The organism is Paraburkholderia sp. GAS206C (assembly GCF_050435645.1).
In the GTDB taxonomy this organism is placed as follows: domain Bacteria; phylum Pseudomonadota; class Gammaproteobacteria; order Burkholderiales; family Burkholderiaceae; genus Paraburkholderia; species Paraburkholderia phenazinium_B.
On record NZ_JBNDKR010000011.1, the window covers coordinates 16,962 to 33,142 of the forward strand.

A 16,181-nucleotide genomic window follows, 5' to 3' on the forward strand; every position below is an offset into this window, starting at 1 on the left:
AATTGACTCAAATCCAACCAATCACCCGCACATTTTTCGGTCGCATTTAAAAAAACCGCGATGATAAAAAAGGAAACAGACGATGGCGAACCCGCGCACGCTTGACGAACAAATCGCCGAAAGCATCCGTCGTAGTCAGGAGAGCGGCGAACTGCAAACAGCAAAGGATTGGGGAAAACGCACGGCTTACGCGGACGGCTACGAAGAAACGCCGGAAGAGTATCGTATGGCGTTCAAGGCCTTGAAAGATTCCGGATACGTGCCAGCCGAGGTCGAGATGATGAAAGCCCTCGCGGATAAGCGAGCCCGGCTATCCACAATCGACGCATCGAGTAGCGAGGCCCTGGCGTTAAAGCGGGAAATCAGCGAGCTGCAACTAAAGGTATCTGTACGGCTCGAGAACATTGCTCGTGGCGGCTAGCGCCCTCTTATGGATACAGCGGACATGAGAAAACCGATTCACCGCAAGCTGGAAGTGGCTTCGGATCACTGGACGCTAATCAGTGGGCGTAACCCTACCGATGAGCTGTCATTTCAGTCGGAGCGACTGCAAGTCATTTTCAACCATACCTCCACGTCTTGGCAGGATACTGTGGCCCACGCTCATCGGGAGAGCGACGAGATTTACATTGTCCTCGAAGGGCTAATGGTAATCGCTGTCAGCGGAGAGTTATTCAATGTCGCCGCGGGCGAAGTTTTGTGCGTCCCATCGGGAACGGTACATCAGCTCATGCGCGTGGAAGTGCCGCATCGGTCGTTGGTGCTGCGTTCACCTTCGGTGAACGACAAGATAGGGGAGCCGTCATCCCGCATGTCGTAGGATCCAGAAGATCCAGATCCTGATTTTGAAGCAACACCGATCACCTTCGCGAGCTGCGCGAACAGCCCGTCTACCTTTTTAGCCAGCACACCGGCATAGCCAAGCACGAATCCGCTATAGCGGCTCGCATCCTCGGTTGCGCCGGCACGACCATGAAGCCGAGCCGCAGCGCGGGAAACATCGTCTTGCTAAAGGTCCCGACAAGGCAGCAAAAACTAGCGAGCCGCGATCATTTTTCACGCGTCCAAAGAATAGCGTGCAACGTGGAGTTACCCGCGATCTGGCCGCTCTCGTTGATTCCGACAGCTTCGCTGAAGTTGTCGCCGGGGAGCGTGCCCAGGTTGGTCATCGCGCCGTGTTCAAACAGGAAGGCGTTCGGCAAGTACGGACTGGTTCCGGTATCCGACTCGCCGACCACCTGGCCGCGATTGTTGATCCCAAAAGCGTTACTGTCGCTGCGGCCGGGGAGCGTGCCCAGGTCGGTCATCACCCCGTGTTCGTACAGAAAGCCGTGCACGTCCCCGCTTGCGGTAGACGATATGCCGATCACCTGACCGCGATCGTTGATTCCCTGAGCATGGCTGAGGCCACTATCCTGAAGCGTGCCCAGGTCGGTCATCACGCCGTGCTCATACAGAAAGGCGTGTGCGAACCCGCCTGCGGTGGACGAATAGCCGACCACCTGGCCGCGATTGTTGATTCCCAAAGCTCCGCTATCGGTGCCACCGGGGAGCGTGCCCAGGTCGGTCACTGTCCCGTTTTCAAACAGGGCAGCGTGCACATAGCCGCGCAGGTTGGAGGCGGAACCGGCCACCTGGCCGCGCTCGTTGATCGCGGCAACTGAGCTGAAGTCGCCACCGGGGAGCGTACCCAGGTCGGTCATCACGCCGTGTTCATATAGAAAGGCGTGGTCGTTCCCGCGTGCGGTGCTCGAGGAACCGACCACCTGGCCACGATTGTTGATCGCGGTAGCTGTACTGATGCTACCGCCTGGGAACGTGCCCAGGTCGGTCACCACCCCTTTTTCAAAGAGACAAGCGTGCGTGCTCCCGCTCGCGGTGATCGAATAGCCGACCACCTGGGCGCGCTCGTTGATCCCAAGAGCGCTGCTGGAGTTGAAGCTACCGGGGAGCGCGCCGAGATCCTTGATGACGAGACTTTCGGCTGAGGCAAGCTGGAATGGGGCGACCGCGAGCAGGGTGGTGAAAACAATCAGGACGCGGCGTACATAGTACACACTACTAACTACCTTGAATGCGGATCGCATGGCAAACCCCTTTCCTGAGCCGTAACCTGGATCGCGATTGGCCGCCTGGCCGTCAGCGTGCCGAATGCATTTTGACAACGACGCAGCCAATACCAGGAATGCAGTGCTATTTCGGAATTCGTGAGAACTGTGGGCAGCGAGCGTCACGGCATACACCGCCGGGCGATCACGAAAAGCAATCCTAACCATTCAGAGGCATATGCACCAACATCGACATCAACGTCAGAACGACTGCGATTTATGTGCGGCACAGCGGGGTAGAAGTTACGGTCCACTCTAGTCTATGGAATGCCTTTTTTCAACTGATTAAATAGCGAGGCAAATTAATGACAATGCGAAATTGCCATTGCGTGGCTTTGCTCGATAGCAGACTAAGCGATCGCCTGAATTAGAGCGCTCGCCTCGCTGGACTTCTCACGCCAAATGCGCGAAAGTCAGCAGCAAGGCGAACCATGTAGCGAAGCGCATCCCTCACGCGGGGCGTTGGTCAAAATCTCCACGTGCCTTCTCTACTGCATCCAGATTGTTGGCCGCCCAGACCCAGACTCCGCAAAACGCAGCGCCCAATGTGATCCCGAGGTCTGTGAGTTTGTATTCGACCTTCGGCGGCACGACCGGATACACCGTGCGTGTCACCAGACCATCGCGCTCCATCGCGCGCAAGGTCTGGGTGAGCATTTTCTGACTGATTCCCTCAACCAGTTCGGCAAGCCGGCTGAACCGCAGCGGTGACTTCTCAGCAAGCACGTCGAGAATCAACATCGTCCATTTGTCTGCCACTCGGCCGATGAGATCCGTGACTAACGAAGCAATTCGAGGATCAAGATCGATCGGCGGTGTCAGGCTCGCGTAGTACTGCGCGGCCGCGATCTGTTCCTTGGTGAAATCTGGGACTCGCTTCATTTTCACACTCTCCTTTTGGTGCGTATATAACCGTCAGGTGCCTTCTTCCCTTTGGAGAGTATGCCGGTCAAACTAGGCTCGTGCTCAACAAAACAGAGAGTGAATGATGAAGATGACCGGAAGAACCATATTGATTACGGGAGGGACCAGCGGGATTGGTCTGGAGTTGGCAAGGCAATTGACCGCTCGGGGTAACACGGTGATCGTCACCGGCCGGGATCTCGACAGGCTGGAGGCGGCGCGGCAAGCCGTGCCGGGACTCCATGCTTTTCAAAGTGACGTTAGCGATCCGACGAGTGTCGAGTCGTTGTACGAAACCGTGTCTGGCCAGTTTCCAGCGTTGAACACATTGATGAACAACGCGGGAACGATGCGCAATATCAAACTGGGGCAGCAGCATCGTTTGAGTGATCTGACCGCTGAAGTCGACGGAAATCTGAAGGGACCCATGTGGATGATTCAGGCTTTCCTTCCTCTGCTCTTGAAGCAGAACGACAGCCTGATTGTGAACGTGTCATCAGGTTTGGCGTTTATTCCCTTTCCTGCGGCCCCGATATACAGTGCGTCAAAAGCCGCGCTTCATGCCTACACGCAGTGCCTGAGGGCGCAGTTGACCGACACCTGCGTGTCCGTAGTCGAATTGGCCCCGCCGGGCACCGAAACACCGCTATTTCGGGGCGAGTTTGCCGAGGAAATGAAGGGCGAAAAAGGCATGAGTGTGAGCGTGCTCGCCAAGCGTGCCATTGCGGGTATCGAGGCTGGAAAACTCGAAATTCGCCCAGGCGTGAGCAATATATTGAAGATTGCCAGCCGCGTTGCACCGCACTTCATGTTCCGGCAAATGGTAAAACTCGGCCGTCCGAAGCCGGCCAGCGTCTGAGAGAAGTTGCGTCAGCAGTCGATATCCATGGGCGTCTATCAATGCGCGAGCATCAGGTCCAGGTTCTGAACCGCAGCACCCGACGCCCCTTTGCCCAGATTATCGAAAACGGCGGATAGCAGCACGTGTCCGTGTTCCTGGTTGAGAAACACACTCAAGTTCATGTCGTTCGTACCGTTTAGCACTTGCGGATCGAGGTGCTTTAAGGAGCTCGATTCCTCCAGCGACGAGACGCGCACGTGGGCCATGCCGTCATAGTGGCGCGCGAGGCATGCTTGTAACGCGGCGCCGTCGACGCCAGGCGCCAGCAGCCGCAGCTCCAGGGGCACCGTCAGCACGATGCCCTGGCGAAACGCACCATACGCAGGGACGAACAAGGGCCGCTGCGTGAGCTCCGCGTGCCGCTGGATTTCCGGGGTGTGCTTATGCGCGAGTTCCAGACCATATACCTGGTAGGCGGGCGTGTTGACGGCGCCCGGCCCCTCATGTTCCTCCACGCCGGCTCGCCCGCGTCCGGAGTAGCCGGACACCGCATGAATGCTGACCGGATAACCGCCGGGTATGAGTCCGGCTTGCAACAGAGGCCGCAGCAGACCTATCGCGCCGGTCGGATAGCAACCAGGGTTGGTGACCCGGTGTGCGTTCGCGATCCGCTCCGGCTGTCCCGGAGCCATTTCTGGAAAGCCGTATGTCCAGTCCGGGTGCGTGCGGTGGGCGGAGCTTGCGTCGATAACTCTGACGGCGGGATTGACGATGGCGTCTACCGCCTTGCGCGCGGCGTCGTCGGGCAGGCAGAGAATGGCGATGTCACAGGCATTGATGGCCTCGGCACGGCGCCGGGGATCCTTACGCTCCGCAGCGGGAAGCGTAAAGAGTTTCAGGTCGGTCCGGTCGCGCAGCCGTTCGTGAATTTGCAACCCGGTGGTGCCTTGGTCACCGTCGATGAAAACAAGGGGAGAGCTCATGCGTGAATACTCCGGTGGCTGGGCTGTAACAAGTAGAGTGAGCCATCATTTTCTACGCGCGGATACAATAGCAAAAGTTGAATTTCATAACGTACACATTCAGATTTACTGAATCAGGACGCCGCTATGCGAGAGATCAGCCTGGACCGTTTGCGCACCTTGGTTGCCATTGCCGACCGCGGCTCGTTCGCCGATGCGGCGCGTGCGTTGCACCTGGCGCCTCCGACCGTCAGCTTGCATATCGCAGAACTCGAAGACCGCATTGGGGCGCCGCTCCTGTCACGCAAGCGCGGAAACGTAAGGCCGTCGGCGATCGGAGAGGTGCTGGTAGAGCGCGCGCGTCGACTGCTGGCCGATACGGAGCAGGCATTGGACGATGTTCAACGCCAGGTGCAGGGCCTTGCAGGACGCGTGCGACTCGGTGCGTCGACCGGTGCAATCGCACATCTGTTGCCGCAAGCCCTGGATGTGCTGCGGCAGGACCATCCCGCTATCGACATTCAGGTTGCGGTCCTCACTTCGCAGGAAACGCTAACCCGACTGGCGGGAGGGACACTGGATGTTGGGCTGGTCGCGCTGCCTCAGCCTCCGGCGGCTGGACTCGTGATAAAGCCATGGCGTCGCGACCCTGTCATGGCTTTCGTGCCGGCGCATTGGCGGTGTCCGGCTCGGGTCACACCGGAATGGCTTGCTGCTCAGCCGCTTATTCTGAATGACGCCACCACGCGTCTCTCGCGATTGAGTGCGGAGTGGTTCGCGAGCGCTGGTCACCATCCTGCGCCGCGCATCCAGCTTAACTACAACGACGCGATCAAGAGTCTGGTCGCAGCGGGTTACGGCGCAGCGCTGTTGCCGCACGAGGCTAGTACTCCATTGCCCGACAGGCGCGTCGTTATGCGTCCTCTGCGCCCTGCGTTGTGGCGCCGGCTCGGCATCGCACATCGTGCAGGGTATGTCGAGCGTTCCACACAACACGTACTTGATGTGTTGTGGGATCTGCGATTGAGATAGCGGTCGTCATTTGTTGCTTCGACTGGGTTGGCCCCCGTATAAAGGCATCGTACCCAGCCTACCGAAGCGCGTTCAAATACCGGTTGACCTCGGTCAACAGCGCCGAGTGGTACGTTTCCGGCAACGGCCGGTCGTCACTGAGAGACATCAGCTTCTCAACCCTGCCTCGGAACGACTCGGCGACACCTTCGCGCATCGCAAGGGGCAAGCGGGTCAACACGGAAGCCAGCAGCCCACTGATGATTTCAAGGCGTGCGCTGTGTTGTAGCAGACTGACACCGTTTAGCGTTGACAGGGTCGCGAGTGAATCGAGCAACGTATCGTCGCTCGCTATCGCGGACTGAGGGGCCGGTACCGGCGACGCTTGCGCCGGTGAAACCAGGGCCGCCTCAACGTCTGCGTCGTCGCCCTGTATTTTGAAGAGACTGAACATGATGTATCTGCAGATCAGAATGTTTCCCAGTCGGCCTTCCCGGTATCCCCAACGGCAGCAGCGTGCCTGTCAGCCTCGGGAGCCCGGGCGGCAGCCTTCGGCTTTTGTGGCTCCGTACGACGCACGGCGGGAGCCTTGGGAGCGGGCAGGCGAGGCTTGCTTTGCGGAGTCGCGACGTGTGACGCGAATTGCCCCGTATCGGCTACCTTGAACACGGCCACGGCATCCTTCAAACTGATCGCCTGCTCTTCCAGCGATTGAGCTGCGGCGGCAGCCTGCTCGACGAGCGCCGCGTTCTGTTGCGTGACTTCGTCCATCTGGCTGACGGCCTGATTCACCTGCTCGATGCCGCGGCTTTGTTCTTCGGACGCCGCGGCGATCTCGCCGACAATATCGGAGACCTGTTTGATCGCCTGCTTGACCCGGCCCATGGTGGCGCTGACTTCGGTTGCCTGCTGCGCACCCTCGTGGATCGTCGTCACGGAAGAGCTGATCAGTTCCTTGATTTCCTTGGCAGCGGCGGCCGAACGCTGAGCCAGACTGCGAACCTCGCTGGCTACGACAGCAAAGCCTCGACCCTGCTCGCCAGCACGCGCTGCTTCCACAGCAGCGTTCAGCGCGAGAATATTCGTCTGGAACGCAATCCCTTCAATCACGCCGGTGATTTCGGAAATCTTGCTGGAACTGCTGCTGATCTCCCCGATTGTCCCGACCATGGCCTGAACCGAGTCGTTACCCGCATCGGCTATGTCCGTAGCGTGGGTGGCCAAGGCATTCGCCTGGCGGGCGTTGTCGGCGTTCTGTTTCACCGTTTCGGTCAACTGCGTCATGCTGGCCGCGGTTTCTTCCAGTGAGCTCGCCTGCTGCTCCGTGCGAGCGGAGAGATCGGTATTGCCGCTGGCGATTTCACGCGACGCCACCGTGACCGATTCGGTGGTTGCCTTGATTCCGCGCACCGTATCGCTGAGTTGCCGGTCCATTTTCTTGAGCGCATCCAGAAGTTGACCGGATTCGTCGAGCGAAACATTGACGATGTCATTGCCGAGCTTTCCTGCCGCGATGTGATTTGCGACATCAAGCGCGGTTTGCAGCGCCGTCGTTACCGAGCGGACAACCCGAATACCAACGATCATGGCCAGCAGCGATACAATGGCCACGATCACAATAGATATAATCCGAAGGTGACTGGCGGCCGTCTGCTCGTCAATGAGCTTTGCCTGAGCAGCGGATTGCACATGCTGTTTCATGGCGGTCAGAATGTTGAATACCTGATTGGCATTCTCTTTAACTTCAAGCCGGTTAACCTCCGCTCCGCCTTTGATGTCGCCGGCTTCGATTCGCTCGACCTGGTGTTTCATGCCGGCCTGCATGCGCTGGTAGGCATTCTGCAAATTCGCGATTACGCTGGCCTGAGTGCCGTCATCATGCGCAGCCAGTTCGTTTAGCGCCTTGTCCACTGCGGCAAAGCGGTCGTTGTTCTCCTGCTTCCAGATCGCAATAGACGCAGGATCACCAATCGCGATCATGCGCAGAATATTGATGTCGGATCGGGTAAGAAGGCCATCCACTTCGCCTATCGTCAATACGTCGCGGAAGTCTCGTTCATACATCTCGGCCGAGCGCGCGTTAGACTCGTCGAGCTTGACGAGAAAAAACACGCTTAAGCTCACCATGCTAAGCACAAGCAGGATAACCACGGACAAAAGCTTACTACTGACACTTGATTTCACAATTCACCCCGGCTCGACATTGGTCTGTAATTTATTCGTATGTCACGCGAAGGGTGAATGCTAAGTCGATTAGCGAGTCCTGATAAGGGTAATTACTGTAAGTTTTTATTGGAATTTTCGTAAGCACTTCCCTTGCTATTGTAGGGAAGATGGAGTGCCGACTCTGTTCAAGATATGGAGTCTCACGAACGATACGGGTCGATACGTCACCTACGCGCTTTCGGATTTTCGCTTCTCAGGAAGCGACCGGGGCACGCACATACGTTGGGAATATAAGTTTCGCCCGGGGGTTTGCCCGACGGATTGTTTATCTCGCGATTCGTGCACGAGGACTTCCGCCGGTTCATGGAAGCGACGTTGGTAGCGATTCGCGGCTCGTGTTGCTAGAGCTGTCTCGCGCAAAGATCCGCGACTTCTCCTGCCGTCGCGGTTTCGCGCGCCATCGTTCGTCGGTTCATCCACTCGAAGCGGCCGGAGGAGATTGCGTTTTTGCCGATTACCACGCGTTGCCGGCAGGCGATCAGCTCAGCGTCGGCGAGCTTTTTGCCAGCTTGCGCCTGGCGGTCATCCACGAGCACGCTCAGTCCTCTCGCCTGCAGATCGCGCCGCATTGCCTCGGCTGCCTCCTGGTGCGCCTGGCGGTCCCAATCGATGACCGTCAGCACGACGTCGAAAGTATTGAACGACTCGCTGCCCCAGAATCCTCGCTCGTCGCGCTGACGGTTGAGCAGGAGCATTGCCAGACGCGAGATACCTACTCCGAAGCAGCCCATTTTGACGAACTCGCCTTTGGCGTTGACTAGTCCCATAGCCTTCGAGTAGCGGTCGCCAAGGTCGAAAATGTGGGCACACTCAAGCGATTTGCGTCCGTCGGTTTCGTCCTCGCCCAGCTCACTGAAAAGGTGAAACTCCTCCGAACTTCGGCCACCAATTTCCCCGTTGTCGGAAGACTTTATGACGACGTCCAGCTGCAGGCGGCGGAAGATGCGGATATATGCTTCGCGAACGGCCTCATACGCCTTCCGTGCGCCTTCCTCCGTAGCGTTGAATGTATAGGCGTCTTTCATGATGAATTCTTTGGCCCGCGCTAATCCGCCTCGCGTCCTTAACTCGTCACGGTACTTGTTGCCAAACTGATAGAGGCCCACGCTCATGTCTGTCTTGTTGTAGTGAGTTTTGACCATGTTGGTGGCCAGTTCCTCGCACGTCGCACCCAGACAAAATAGACGGCCGGTCCGGTTGGTCAACCTCATCAGCTCGTCGCCATAGACGTCTATCCGCCCGCTTTGCCGCCACAGGTCGGCGTCCTGCAGAAGGCTCATCTGCATTTCGCAGAACCCGGCTCGGTCCATCTCCTCGCGCACAATGCTTTCGACGCGGCGTTGGGCTCTCAATCCCAGTGACATCCACGAGTAAAGTCCTGCAGCGTCCTGGTGGATAAGGCATGACTTGCGAGCAAGGTCGGTCAGCTCAAGCCTGTCGTTGTCTTGCTCAAAAAAGCTGTTCGAGAAAAACTGCTGTGAGAATTTCATCATGTGCTCCGGATTTAAATTCAGCGAAAAAATAGGTCTGAAAATAAAAAACGCCCGCAGGGGGCGTCCGGATCGTTCAGTCTCACGCAAGGCGCAGGCGACTAGCCTTTCTTGTGCGCATTTTGAGGTCGCGAGCAAACTCCGGCCGCTACTGCGGGCACCGGAGGTCGTTGCGGAAGGTTCCTCAAAAATTCCATGACGTCTTGTTTCTGTCCAAAAACCGAGGATTGATTGCGTTGATACGCTTGAGGTGGGGCGCCGGTTGGCGTCCTCTTCTCGGTGAATATTACTTTGCCTGAAACGCGGCGTCGCCGCAACCCCGGTCCTCCCCGCGGCAAGGCCGAGCGTTGCGCGCCTCCATTGCAGGCAGCGGCGGGTTGACCATGCTTAGCCTTGAGTTGCCTGAAAAGTCCTGCCGAAACGCCGAATGATGGTTACACTTGATAACGTTTATTCATGTGCCAGGAGACTTCTATGAGCAAGCGTACCCTTGTATCGACTGCCGCCACGTTGCTGTGCGTGGGTGCCCTGACTGGTTTGACCGCCACCTCGGCTCAGGCAGCCGGTGCACCGGTGAAGTGCCATCTGACCTTCAGCATGTCCGGATGGTCGGCGATTTATCAACATGCCGAAGGGCACGGCAGAGTAACTTGCGATAATGGGCAAAAGGCCGCTGTCACGATCAGCGTGCACGGCGGCGGCCTGACGGCCGGCAAGTTCCACGTCACCGGCCACGGCGATATCAGCAATGTCTATAGCATCAGGGATGTGTACGGCAGCTATGCGCAGGCTGGTGCTTCGGCCGGCGTGGGGAATAGCGGTACTGCCCAGGTGCTGACGAAGGGAACGACGTCGATGGCGTTGAGCGGCAGCGGGGAGGGTGTAGACCTTGGTGTCGCGGTCGATGCCTTCAAGATTGAACCGGTCAGATGAAATCGATTTGAACACAGCGGATGATTGCTACAGATGTAGCATCGTCCGCTGTGTAATTGCCGCTCGCCTTGAATGCGGTCGTGGGAGACGATGAAATGCGCGTACTGATCGTCGATGATCACGAGCTCTTCAGAGCCGGATTGGAGCTTCTCCTCAGGGAGCTCTTCCCGAACATCGAGTTGCTGCACGCGAGCAAGTGATGCGTGAACTGGAAGATTCTCAGAAAAATGGCCAGGCAGCGCAGATGCGTGAACTTTACCAAGGCGGCGACTAACGAGGCATCGCAAGGCAGAAGGGTGTTTCGATCATCCGCACACCCGTTTCCTGATAGTGCTTCGGACTACACGTCATTGAAACGAAGCTGTCGTCGCGATCTCGACGATCCAATCGACAAATGCCTTGATCGCGGCGCTTGCATTCCGGCCAAGTGGATAGACAATGGAAATCGGTACCGGCGTGCATCGCACGTCAGCCAGCACTTCCTTGAGCCGTCCGGTTTGCAGGTAGGGAGATGCTGCGAATCGTGATATCTGGATCAGCCCCAGGCCTTCCAGACCGCATTGCAAATAGGCTTCCGTTTCGTTGATGGAAAAACGGCTTTGCATCGTGATCGCAAGATCTTCACCGTCAACCTTGAAGCGCCAGTCAAGCGGACGGCCGGTCGCATTCGATATGTAGTTGACTATGCGGTGAGCGCCTAGCGCGCTCACCGAATCGGGCTCGCCATGCTCCCTGAGATAGCCGGGCGACGCGCAGGTCAGCCAACCTAGTTGCCCAAGCCGACGCGCTACCAGTGTCGAGTCCGTCAGTTCGCCAGTGCGGATGACGCAATCAATGCCGTCGTAGATCAGGTCCGCGGGTCGGTCGCTGAGCCCCAGCACCAGCTCGATGTCCGGAAAGCGCTTCTCGAACTCGGGCAGCCTCGGCAAGACGATCGCCCGGGCGATCAGCCCCGGCATACCTGCCCGCACGCGCCCGCGCGGGGTCATCGCGTCAGAGGAGAGGTCGATCTCCGCTCTCGCAATGTCGGACAGAATGGCCTGGCACGATGCGAAGTAACGCGCGCCCGCATCGGTCAGGCTGAGCGTTCGGGTACTGCGCCTGAGCAGCGGCGTGCCGAGATGAGTCTCCAGATTCTTGATGACTGTCGTGACGGACGATCGAGGCATCGACAACGTCTCCGCTGCCTTGCTGAAGCTCTGTGCCTCGACGACGCGTACAAAGGTGGTCATTGCCAGAAGTTTGTCCATACGTGGTCGGCGTTTGGTCTGGTCGTCAGCAGAGCGCGACCGGCAGCTCGAGGGACACCCATCATACCGTCACCGCGGGACGTTCCCGCCCAATGAGTCTGTCCTGCTTGCGAGTGGAGCCGGCTGATTCGCCGCGGATGCTTTCTGTATTCCGCCACGGCGAACAATGCGGCGCCTGTGCGCCCCTACACTCCTGATCATTCGACGGCCCGACTCTCCAGTCAGCACAAAGCGAGTGCTACGTAGTCCGGTCGCGAACTCCGCTTCTACTCAACTCCATTTCTTCAAAGAGGTAACGCATATGTTGCACGACAACGGCATTCTCGTTCTAGGCGCTGGCGAGCTCGGCATGGCTGTAGTGCGCACACTGGTGCGCCGAACGGCGCCTGCCGCCATCCCCGTGGCAGTGCTACTCCGTCCGGCGACCATCCAGTCTACGGACCCCGTCAAACAGAAGGACGTGGCAGAGCTACGCTCGTTAGGCGTCGAAATCGTCCCAGGAGATCTTTCGGACCAATCGGGCGCTGCGCTCGCGGCCATTTTCCGACGGTTCGATACCGTCATTTCATGCACCGGGTTTGTCGGCGGTCCGGGTGTACAACTCAAGCTCGCCCGAGCCGCGCTGGATGCCGGAGTCAAACGGTATTTCCCCTGGCAATTCGGCGTCGACTATGAGGTGATCGGTAGAGGAAGCGCGCAGGACCTGTTCGACGAACAACTCGACGTGCGCGATCTTCTCCGCTCGCAAGTGCAGACCGAATGGGTCATTGTCTCGACCGGTATGTTTACGAGTTTCCTGTTCGAACCAGCGTTCGGTGTTGTGGATCTGGCCCGGAACACTGTGAACGCATTGGGCGGTTGGGACAACGCGGTGACGGTGACGACGGCGGAGGACATTGGCGCCCTGACCACGGAGATTGTGTTCTCGGAGCCGAGAATTGCCAACCAGGTGGTGTACATCGCTGGCGACACGGTGACTTACCGGCAACTGGCGGACACGATCGACAGACTGATGGGCACGGAAGTCCTTCGCAGTGCCTGGAGCGTGGATGAACTGAAGCGGAAACTGGTCCAGGAACCTGGTGATTCTCTGCGGAAGTACCGTGTTGTTTTTGCGGAAGGGCGCGGTGTAGCGTGGGATCAGCAAAGCACGTTCAACGCGCAACGGGGTATCGCGGTCAGCGGGCTCGAGGAGTGGATGCGAAGCAACGCCGTGATAAGCGAAGCTGCAAGGTCTACCTGATCATTCCGCCATCATCGAACCGAACCCGACCGGTTTGGTTCTGCCGTGACCGGTCAATTCCGCTCACATACTCACGAGAATTTTTGGCTTGGAGAACGCTTCAACCGCGGGCTATGCTGGGACGATGGAAAGCGCGGCGCGCCTGCGCCGTGCAGTGTTAGTCCAACGGCGCTTCACGGGAGACGACATGATCCAGCCGATCGACATTGGTGCGCTCGCGGGTGGCACACTTCAGGGCTACTCAAATCGGGTTCTGACCAGCGTGAACGACCACGATGTTCACTTGAGCGTCATGGACGGCCCATATTTCTGGCACCTGCATCCCGATTCTGACGAAATATTCCTCGTCATTGAAGGTGTGCTCACCATTGATTTCGACGATGGATCGGTCGACCTCCAATCCGGCCAGCTGCTCACTGTGCCGGCGGGTATGCGTCATCGGACGCGACCGCACGGCGCACGCTCGGTTAACCTGACGGTTGAAAAGGCCAACGCGACGATGATCAGGTGCGAAGCACCATCGGGTTGGCCGCGATCGTCTTGAGTGAATCGACGGGTACTTGCGGCCAAACCTCGAAGCCCCTTCCGCACCGATTAGTTTTGCCCAATGGCCCGCACAATAGCGTCACCCATCTCATGGGTCTTACTGGTCCCGCCCAGATCAGCCGTAAGCGAACGCTTCTCACGCATAACGGTGCCCACCGCTTTCTCGATCAGCACAGCGGCTTCGCGTGCTTTGGCGACGTCATGCTTGCGCCCGAGCCAATCAAGCAGCATTTGCCCAGACATAACCATCGCGTACGGATTTGCAATGCCGCGACCAGCAATGTCGGGGGCCGACCCATGCGTGGCCTGAGCCATCGCATGTCGCGGCCCAGCTGAAAGCCCCGGCGCCAAACCGAGACCTCCAACAAGTCCCGCTGCCTCATCGCTAAGAATGTCGCCAAACATATTGGTGGTGACGATTACATCGTATTTCTGCGGCGTCATCACGAGACGCATCGCGAACGTATCGACAATCGCTTCGTTCATGACCACATCCGGATACTCAGCCGCGATACGCTTGGCCTCCTCAACAAACATGCCGCAGCCGAGCTTGAAAACCGTATCCTTATGAACCACGGTGACCTGTTTGCGTCTCGATCGTGCCAGCTTGAACGCCTCGTGCAACACCTTCGACGACCCGGCGCGGGTGATCACGCGCACCGAAATGGTCACATCATGAGTAGGCCGAAATTCCCCGCACCCGGCCACAACATTGCGGTCTGGCTGAAACCCCTCATTGTTCTCCCGCACGATGACAAGATCGACGTTCTGATGCAGCGACTCAATGCCGGCATACGAAAGGGAAGGGCGGATATTCGCAAACAGATCGAAGTGTTTGCGCAAGATCGGATGCGGATTGACTGCCTCAGGCACTTTCGGATAAGCCATATGTCCGATGGGTCCGAGCACCCACCCGTCGAGCGATTCCAGTTTTTCCAGAGTGCCGGGAGGCAACGTATGGCCGAGCGTGTCGTACGCCTTGCGGCCAATCGGAATGGGATGCCAGTCGATCTCAAGACCGGTCGCCTCAGCAGCCGCTTGCATCACTTTCACCGTCTCGGGCACGACCTCGTGACCAATATCGTCGCCTTCCAGAATACCTATTTTCATACCGCTTTCTCCGTTCAAATGAGGATGTCTAATGATCGATACGATTCATGGCGAAAGCTCTTCAAGGCTGCGGCCGTTAGTCGACGGACCGAACCCGCCGATACCAATGATGATCGCTGCCATCGCAAGGCCAATCATGAGGAACACGCCACGTTGACCATAACTGGCCATCAGATCGCCCACCCAGTAGCCGACGAAAACCGAACTGACGCGGCTCCAGCAAAAGGTGAAACCAATGGCGCGGGCACGAATGCGCGTAGGGAAGAGTTCCGCCGCATAGGGGTGAAAGATGGCAATCATCCAGTTGTTGCCAAGCGCGATCAGTCCACCCGTGCAGACAATCAGCGGCACGTTGTGGCCCGTGGCAAACAACGTTCCGGCCACGCCGATCAGACAGGCGCATAAAACGAGCTGCCACTTGCGCTCGATACGTTCGGAAAAATAGCTGCCTACGGCGGCGCCAACCGGCGCCATCAGCACGATCGCGAGCGAATAGTTGAGCGAGTGGACGATCGAAAATCCGTGATGCATGAGCAGCACCGGCACGAATGCGGTAAAGCCGAACACCGCAATGGTCTGCGAGAACTGGAACAGCGACACGATGATCGTGCGCGGCAGATAGAAGCGGCTGAAGATTTCTCTCCATCGCCCTTTTTCGATAATCGGATCCGGCACGCTCAGGTCAGGCGCGGATAAAGGCTCGCCACGCTCGTTTTCCACAGCCTGTTCGATCTCACGTACCACACGGTCCGCCTCCTCCACCCGGCCGTGGACTTCGAGCCAGCGCGGCGATTCGGGCAAACCGCGTTGCAGCAGGAAAACAATCAGGCCGCTAGCCGACCCGATTATCACGACGATCCGCCAGCCAGCGATTCCGAACGGATCGAGCGGCACGAGGATCGCAGCAAGCAAGGCCGCCACTGGAATGGCCGACAGCACGAAGATGTACGAAGTCGTCATGTAGCGGCCGCGGCTCGCCCGGGGCGTCAGCTCCGTGACGTAGCAATCGTTGTTCACGAGTTGCATGCCGACGGCAAAGCCGGCTATGAAGCGCGCCAGATCGATCAGCAACGGATCGCTGAGGACGGCCACCGCAAACTGCGAAGCCGAGTAGACCATCATCGAATATACGAACACCGCGCGCCGTCCAAAACGGTCGGACACCGCGCCGAAAGCAGCAGTACTAAGAAACATGCCGATAAAGAATGAAGCGAGAAAGCTGGCAAAGCTATGAACATCCAGCAAGCCCTTGTTGGCGATCGTATAGATGCCGGAGCGCACCAGACCCAGCGAAATAAAGCCCGGCATAAACAGTTCGAAGAATTCGAACCAGCCACCCGCAGCAATTCGCGCGACGATCTTCATCAGATGACGCGACCTCGGCAACCGGTCGATTCTCGCCATGATCGCGTAGTTACTTCGCAGCGCTGACGGCAAGCTGAGTTCCATGTTTGTCTCCGTCTTTATAGTGGCTTTGCGCATCATTAGGCGCGCCGTGCAGCACTTTGTTGCGACGCCGTATTCATCGCCGCTGCATCAATGCATTCTTGGCGCCTCA

General features: G+C 58.1%; 16 protein-coding genes. 7 read left to right on the top strand and 9 right to left on the bottom strand.

Going from position 1 to position 16,181, the window contains the following annotated elements; translation table 11 throughout:
• Positions 1–82 precede the first annotated feature (82 nt).
• Together P3T20_RS28510 and P3T20_RS28515 are read left to right on the top strand one after the other, a co-directional pair.
• Positions 83–421 carry a DnaJ family domain-containing protein gene (locus tag P3T20_RS28510; RefSeq protein ID WP_429288527.1) on the top strand — a complete coding sequence of 113 codons (339 nt, stop codon included), beginning with the start codon at positions 83–85 and terminating at the stop codon, positions 419–421.
• A gap of 24 nt (positions 422–445) precedes the next feature.
• Positions 446–820: a cupin domain-containing protein gene (locus P3T20_RS28515; RefSeq protein WP_429288528.1), complete on the top strand. Its 375-nt coding sequence runs from the start codon at positions 446–448 to the stop codon at positions 818–820.
• A 229-nt stretch (positions 821–1,049) separates the two neighbouring features.
• Here the strand turns inward: P3T20_RS28515 and P3T20_RS28520 are convergent, their stop codons facing one another.
• On the bottom strand, positions 1,050–2,087 hold the full coding sequence (locus tag P3T20_RS28520; RefSeq protein ID WP_429288529.1) for a DUF3466 family protein: 1,038 nt from the start codon (positions 2,085–2,087) through the stop codon (positions 1,050–1,052).
• 471 nt (positions 2,088–2,558) lie between these two features.
• Positions 2,559–2,990, bottom strand: coding sequence for a winged helix-turn-helix transcriptional regulator (locus P3T20_RS28525; RefSeq protein ID WP_122156501.1), 432 nt, complete (start codon positions 2,988–2,990; stop codon positions 2,559–2,561).
• A gap of 103 nt (positions 2,991–3,093) precedes the next feature.
• Between P3T20_RS28525 and P3T20_RS28530 the strand changes: the two genes are divergently transcribed.
• Positions 3,094–3,870 carry an SDR family oxidoreductase gene (locus P3T20_RS28530; protein ID WP_429288530.1) on the top strand — a complete coding sequence of 259 codons (777 nt, stop codon included), beginning with the start codon at positions 3,094–3,096 and terminating at the stop codon, positions 3,868–3,870.
• A 38-nt stretch (positions 3,871–3,908) separates the two neighbouring features.
• On the opposite strand, the gene argC is transcribed toward P3T20_RS28530, so the two are convergent.
• A complete protein-coding gene (gene argC, locus P3T20_RS28535) occupies positions 3,909–4,835 on the bottom strand; it encodes an N-acetyl-gamma-glutamyl-phosphate reductase (protein WP_429288531.1) in 927 nt (308 codons plus the stop codon).
• Positions 4,836–4,961: 126 nt separating this feature from the next.
• Here argC and P3T20_RS28540 point away from each other — a divergent pair, with 126 nt between their 5' ends.
• Positions 4,962–5,846, top strand: a complete 885-nt coding sequence (locus tag P3T20_RS28540) for a LysR family transcriptional regulator (protein WP_074267954.1) — start codon at positions 4,962–4,964, stop codon at positions 5,844–5,846.
• 58 nt (positions 5,847–5,904) lie between these two features.
• On the opposite strand, the gene P3T20_RS28545 is transcribed toward P3T20_RS28540, so the two are convergent.
• From P3T20_RS28545 to P3T20_RS28555, 3 genes are all read right to left on the bottom strand, one after another.
• Positions 5,905–6,279 (bottom strand): hypothetical protein, encoded by a 375-nt coding sequence (locus tag P3T20_RS28545; RefSeq protein ID WP_429288532.1) that lies wholly within the window; start codon positions 6,277–6,279, stop codon positions 5,905–5,907.
• Between the two features lie 14 nt (positions 6,280–6,293).
• Positions 6,294–8,009: a methyl-accepting chemotaxis protein gene (locus P3T20_RS28550; protein ID WP_429288533.1), complete on the bottom strand. Its 1,716-nt coding sequence runs from the start codon at positions 8,007–8,009 to the stop codon at positions 6,294–6,296.
• A gap of 383 nt (positions 8,010–8,392) precedes the next feature.
• Positions 8,393–9,544, bottom strand: a complete 1,152-nt coding sequence (locus P3T20_RS28555; RefSeq protein ID WP_429288534.1) for an aminoacyl--tRNA ligase-related protein — start codon at positions 9,542–9,544, stop codon at positions 8,393–8,395.
• 471 nt (positions 9,545–10,015) lie between these two features.
• Here P3T20_RS28555 and P3T20_RS28560 point away from each other — a divergent pair, with 471 nt between their 5' ends.
• Entirely contained in the window at positions 10,016–10,474 is a 459-nt protein-coding gene (locus P3T20_RS28560; protein ID WP_429288535.1) for a hypothetical protein, read from the top strand.
• Positions 10,475–10,821: 347 nt separating this feature from the next.
• Here the strand turns inward: P3T20_RS28560 and P3T20_RS28565 are convergent, their stop codons facing one another.
• Complete coding sequence (locus P3T20_RS28565; RefSeq protein ID WP_429288536.1) at positions 10,822–11,706, bottom strand: LysR family transcriptional regulator; 885 nt, start codon at positions 11,704–11,706, stop codon at positions 10,822–10,824.
• 319 nt (positions 11,707–12,025) lie between these two features.
• On the opposite strand from P3T20_RS28565, the gene P3T20_RS28570 reads away from it, so the two are divergent.
• Together P3T20_RS28570 and P3T20_RS28575 are read left to right on the top strand one after the other, a co-directional pair.
• Complete coding sequence (locus P3T20_RS28570; protein ID WP_429288537.1) at positions 12,026–12,967, top strand: aromatic alcohol reductase; 942 nt, start codon at positions 12,026–12,028, stop codon at positions 12,965–12,967.
• 187 nt (positions 12,968–13,154) lie between these two features.
• Positions 13,155–13,511 carry a cupin domain-containing protein gene (locus tag P3T20_RS28575; RefSeq protein ID WP_429288538.1) on the top strand — a complete coding sequence of 119 codons (357 nt, stop codon included), beginning with the start codon at positions 13,155–13,157 and terminating at the stop codon, positions 13,509–13,511.
• Positions 13,512–13,561: 50 nt separating this feature from the next.
• Here the strand turns inward: P3T20_RS28575 and P3T20_RS28580 are convergent, their stop codons facing one another.
• Both P3T20_RS28580 and P3T20_RS28585 read right to left on the bottom strand, forming a co-directional pair.
• Complete coding sequence (locus P3T20_RS28580; RefSeq protein ID WP_429288539.1) at positions 13,562–14,641, bottom strand: isocitrate/isopropylmalate dehydrogenase family protein; 1,080 nt, start codon at positions 14,639–14,641, stop codon at positions 13,562–13,564.
• Positions 14,642–14,668: 27 nt separating this feature from the next.
• Positions 14,669–16,072 carry an MFS transporter gene (locus tag P3T20_RS28585; protein WP_429288540.1) on the bottom strand — a complete coding sequence of 468 codons (1,404 nt, stop codon included), beginning with the start codon at positions 16,070–16,072 and terminating at the stop codon, positions 14,669–14,671.
• Positions 16,073–16,181 lie beyond the last annotated feature (109 nt).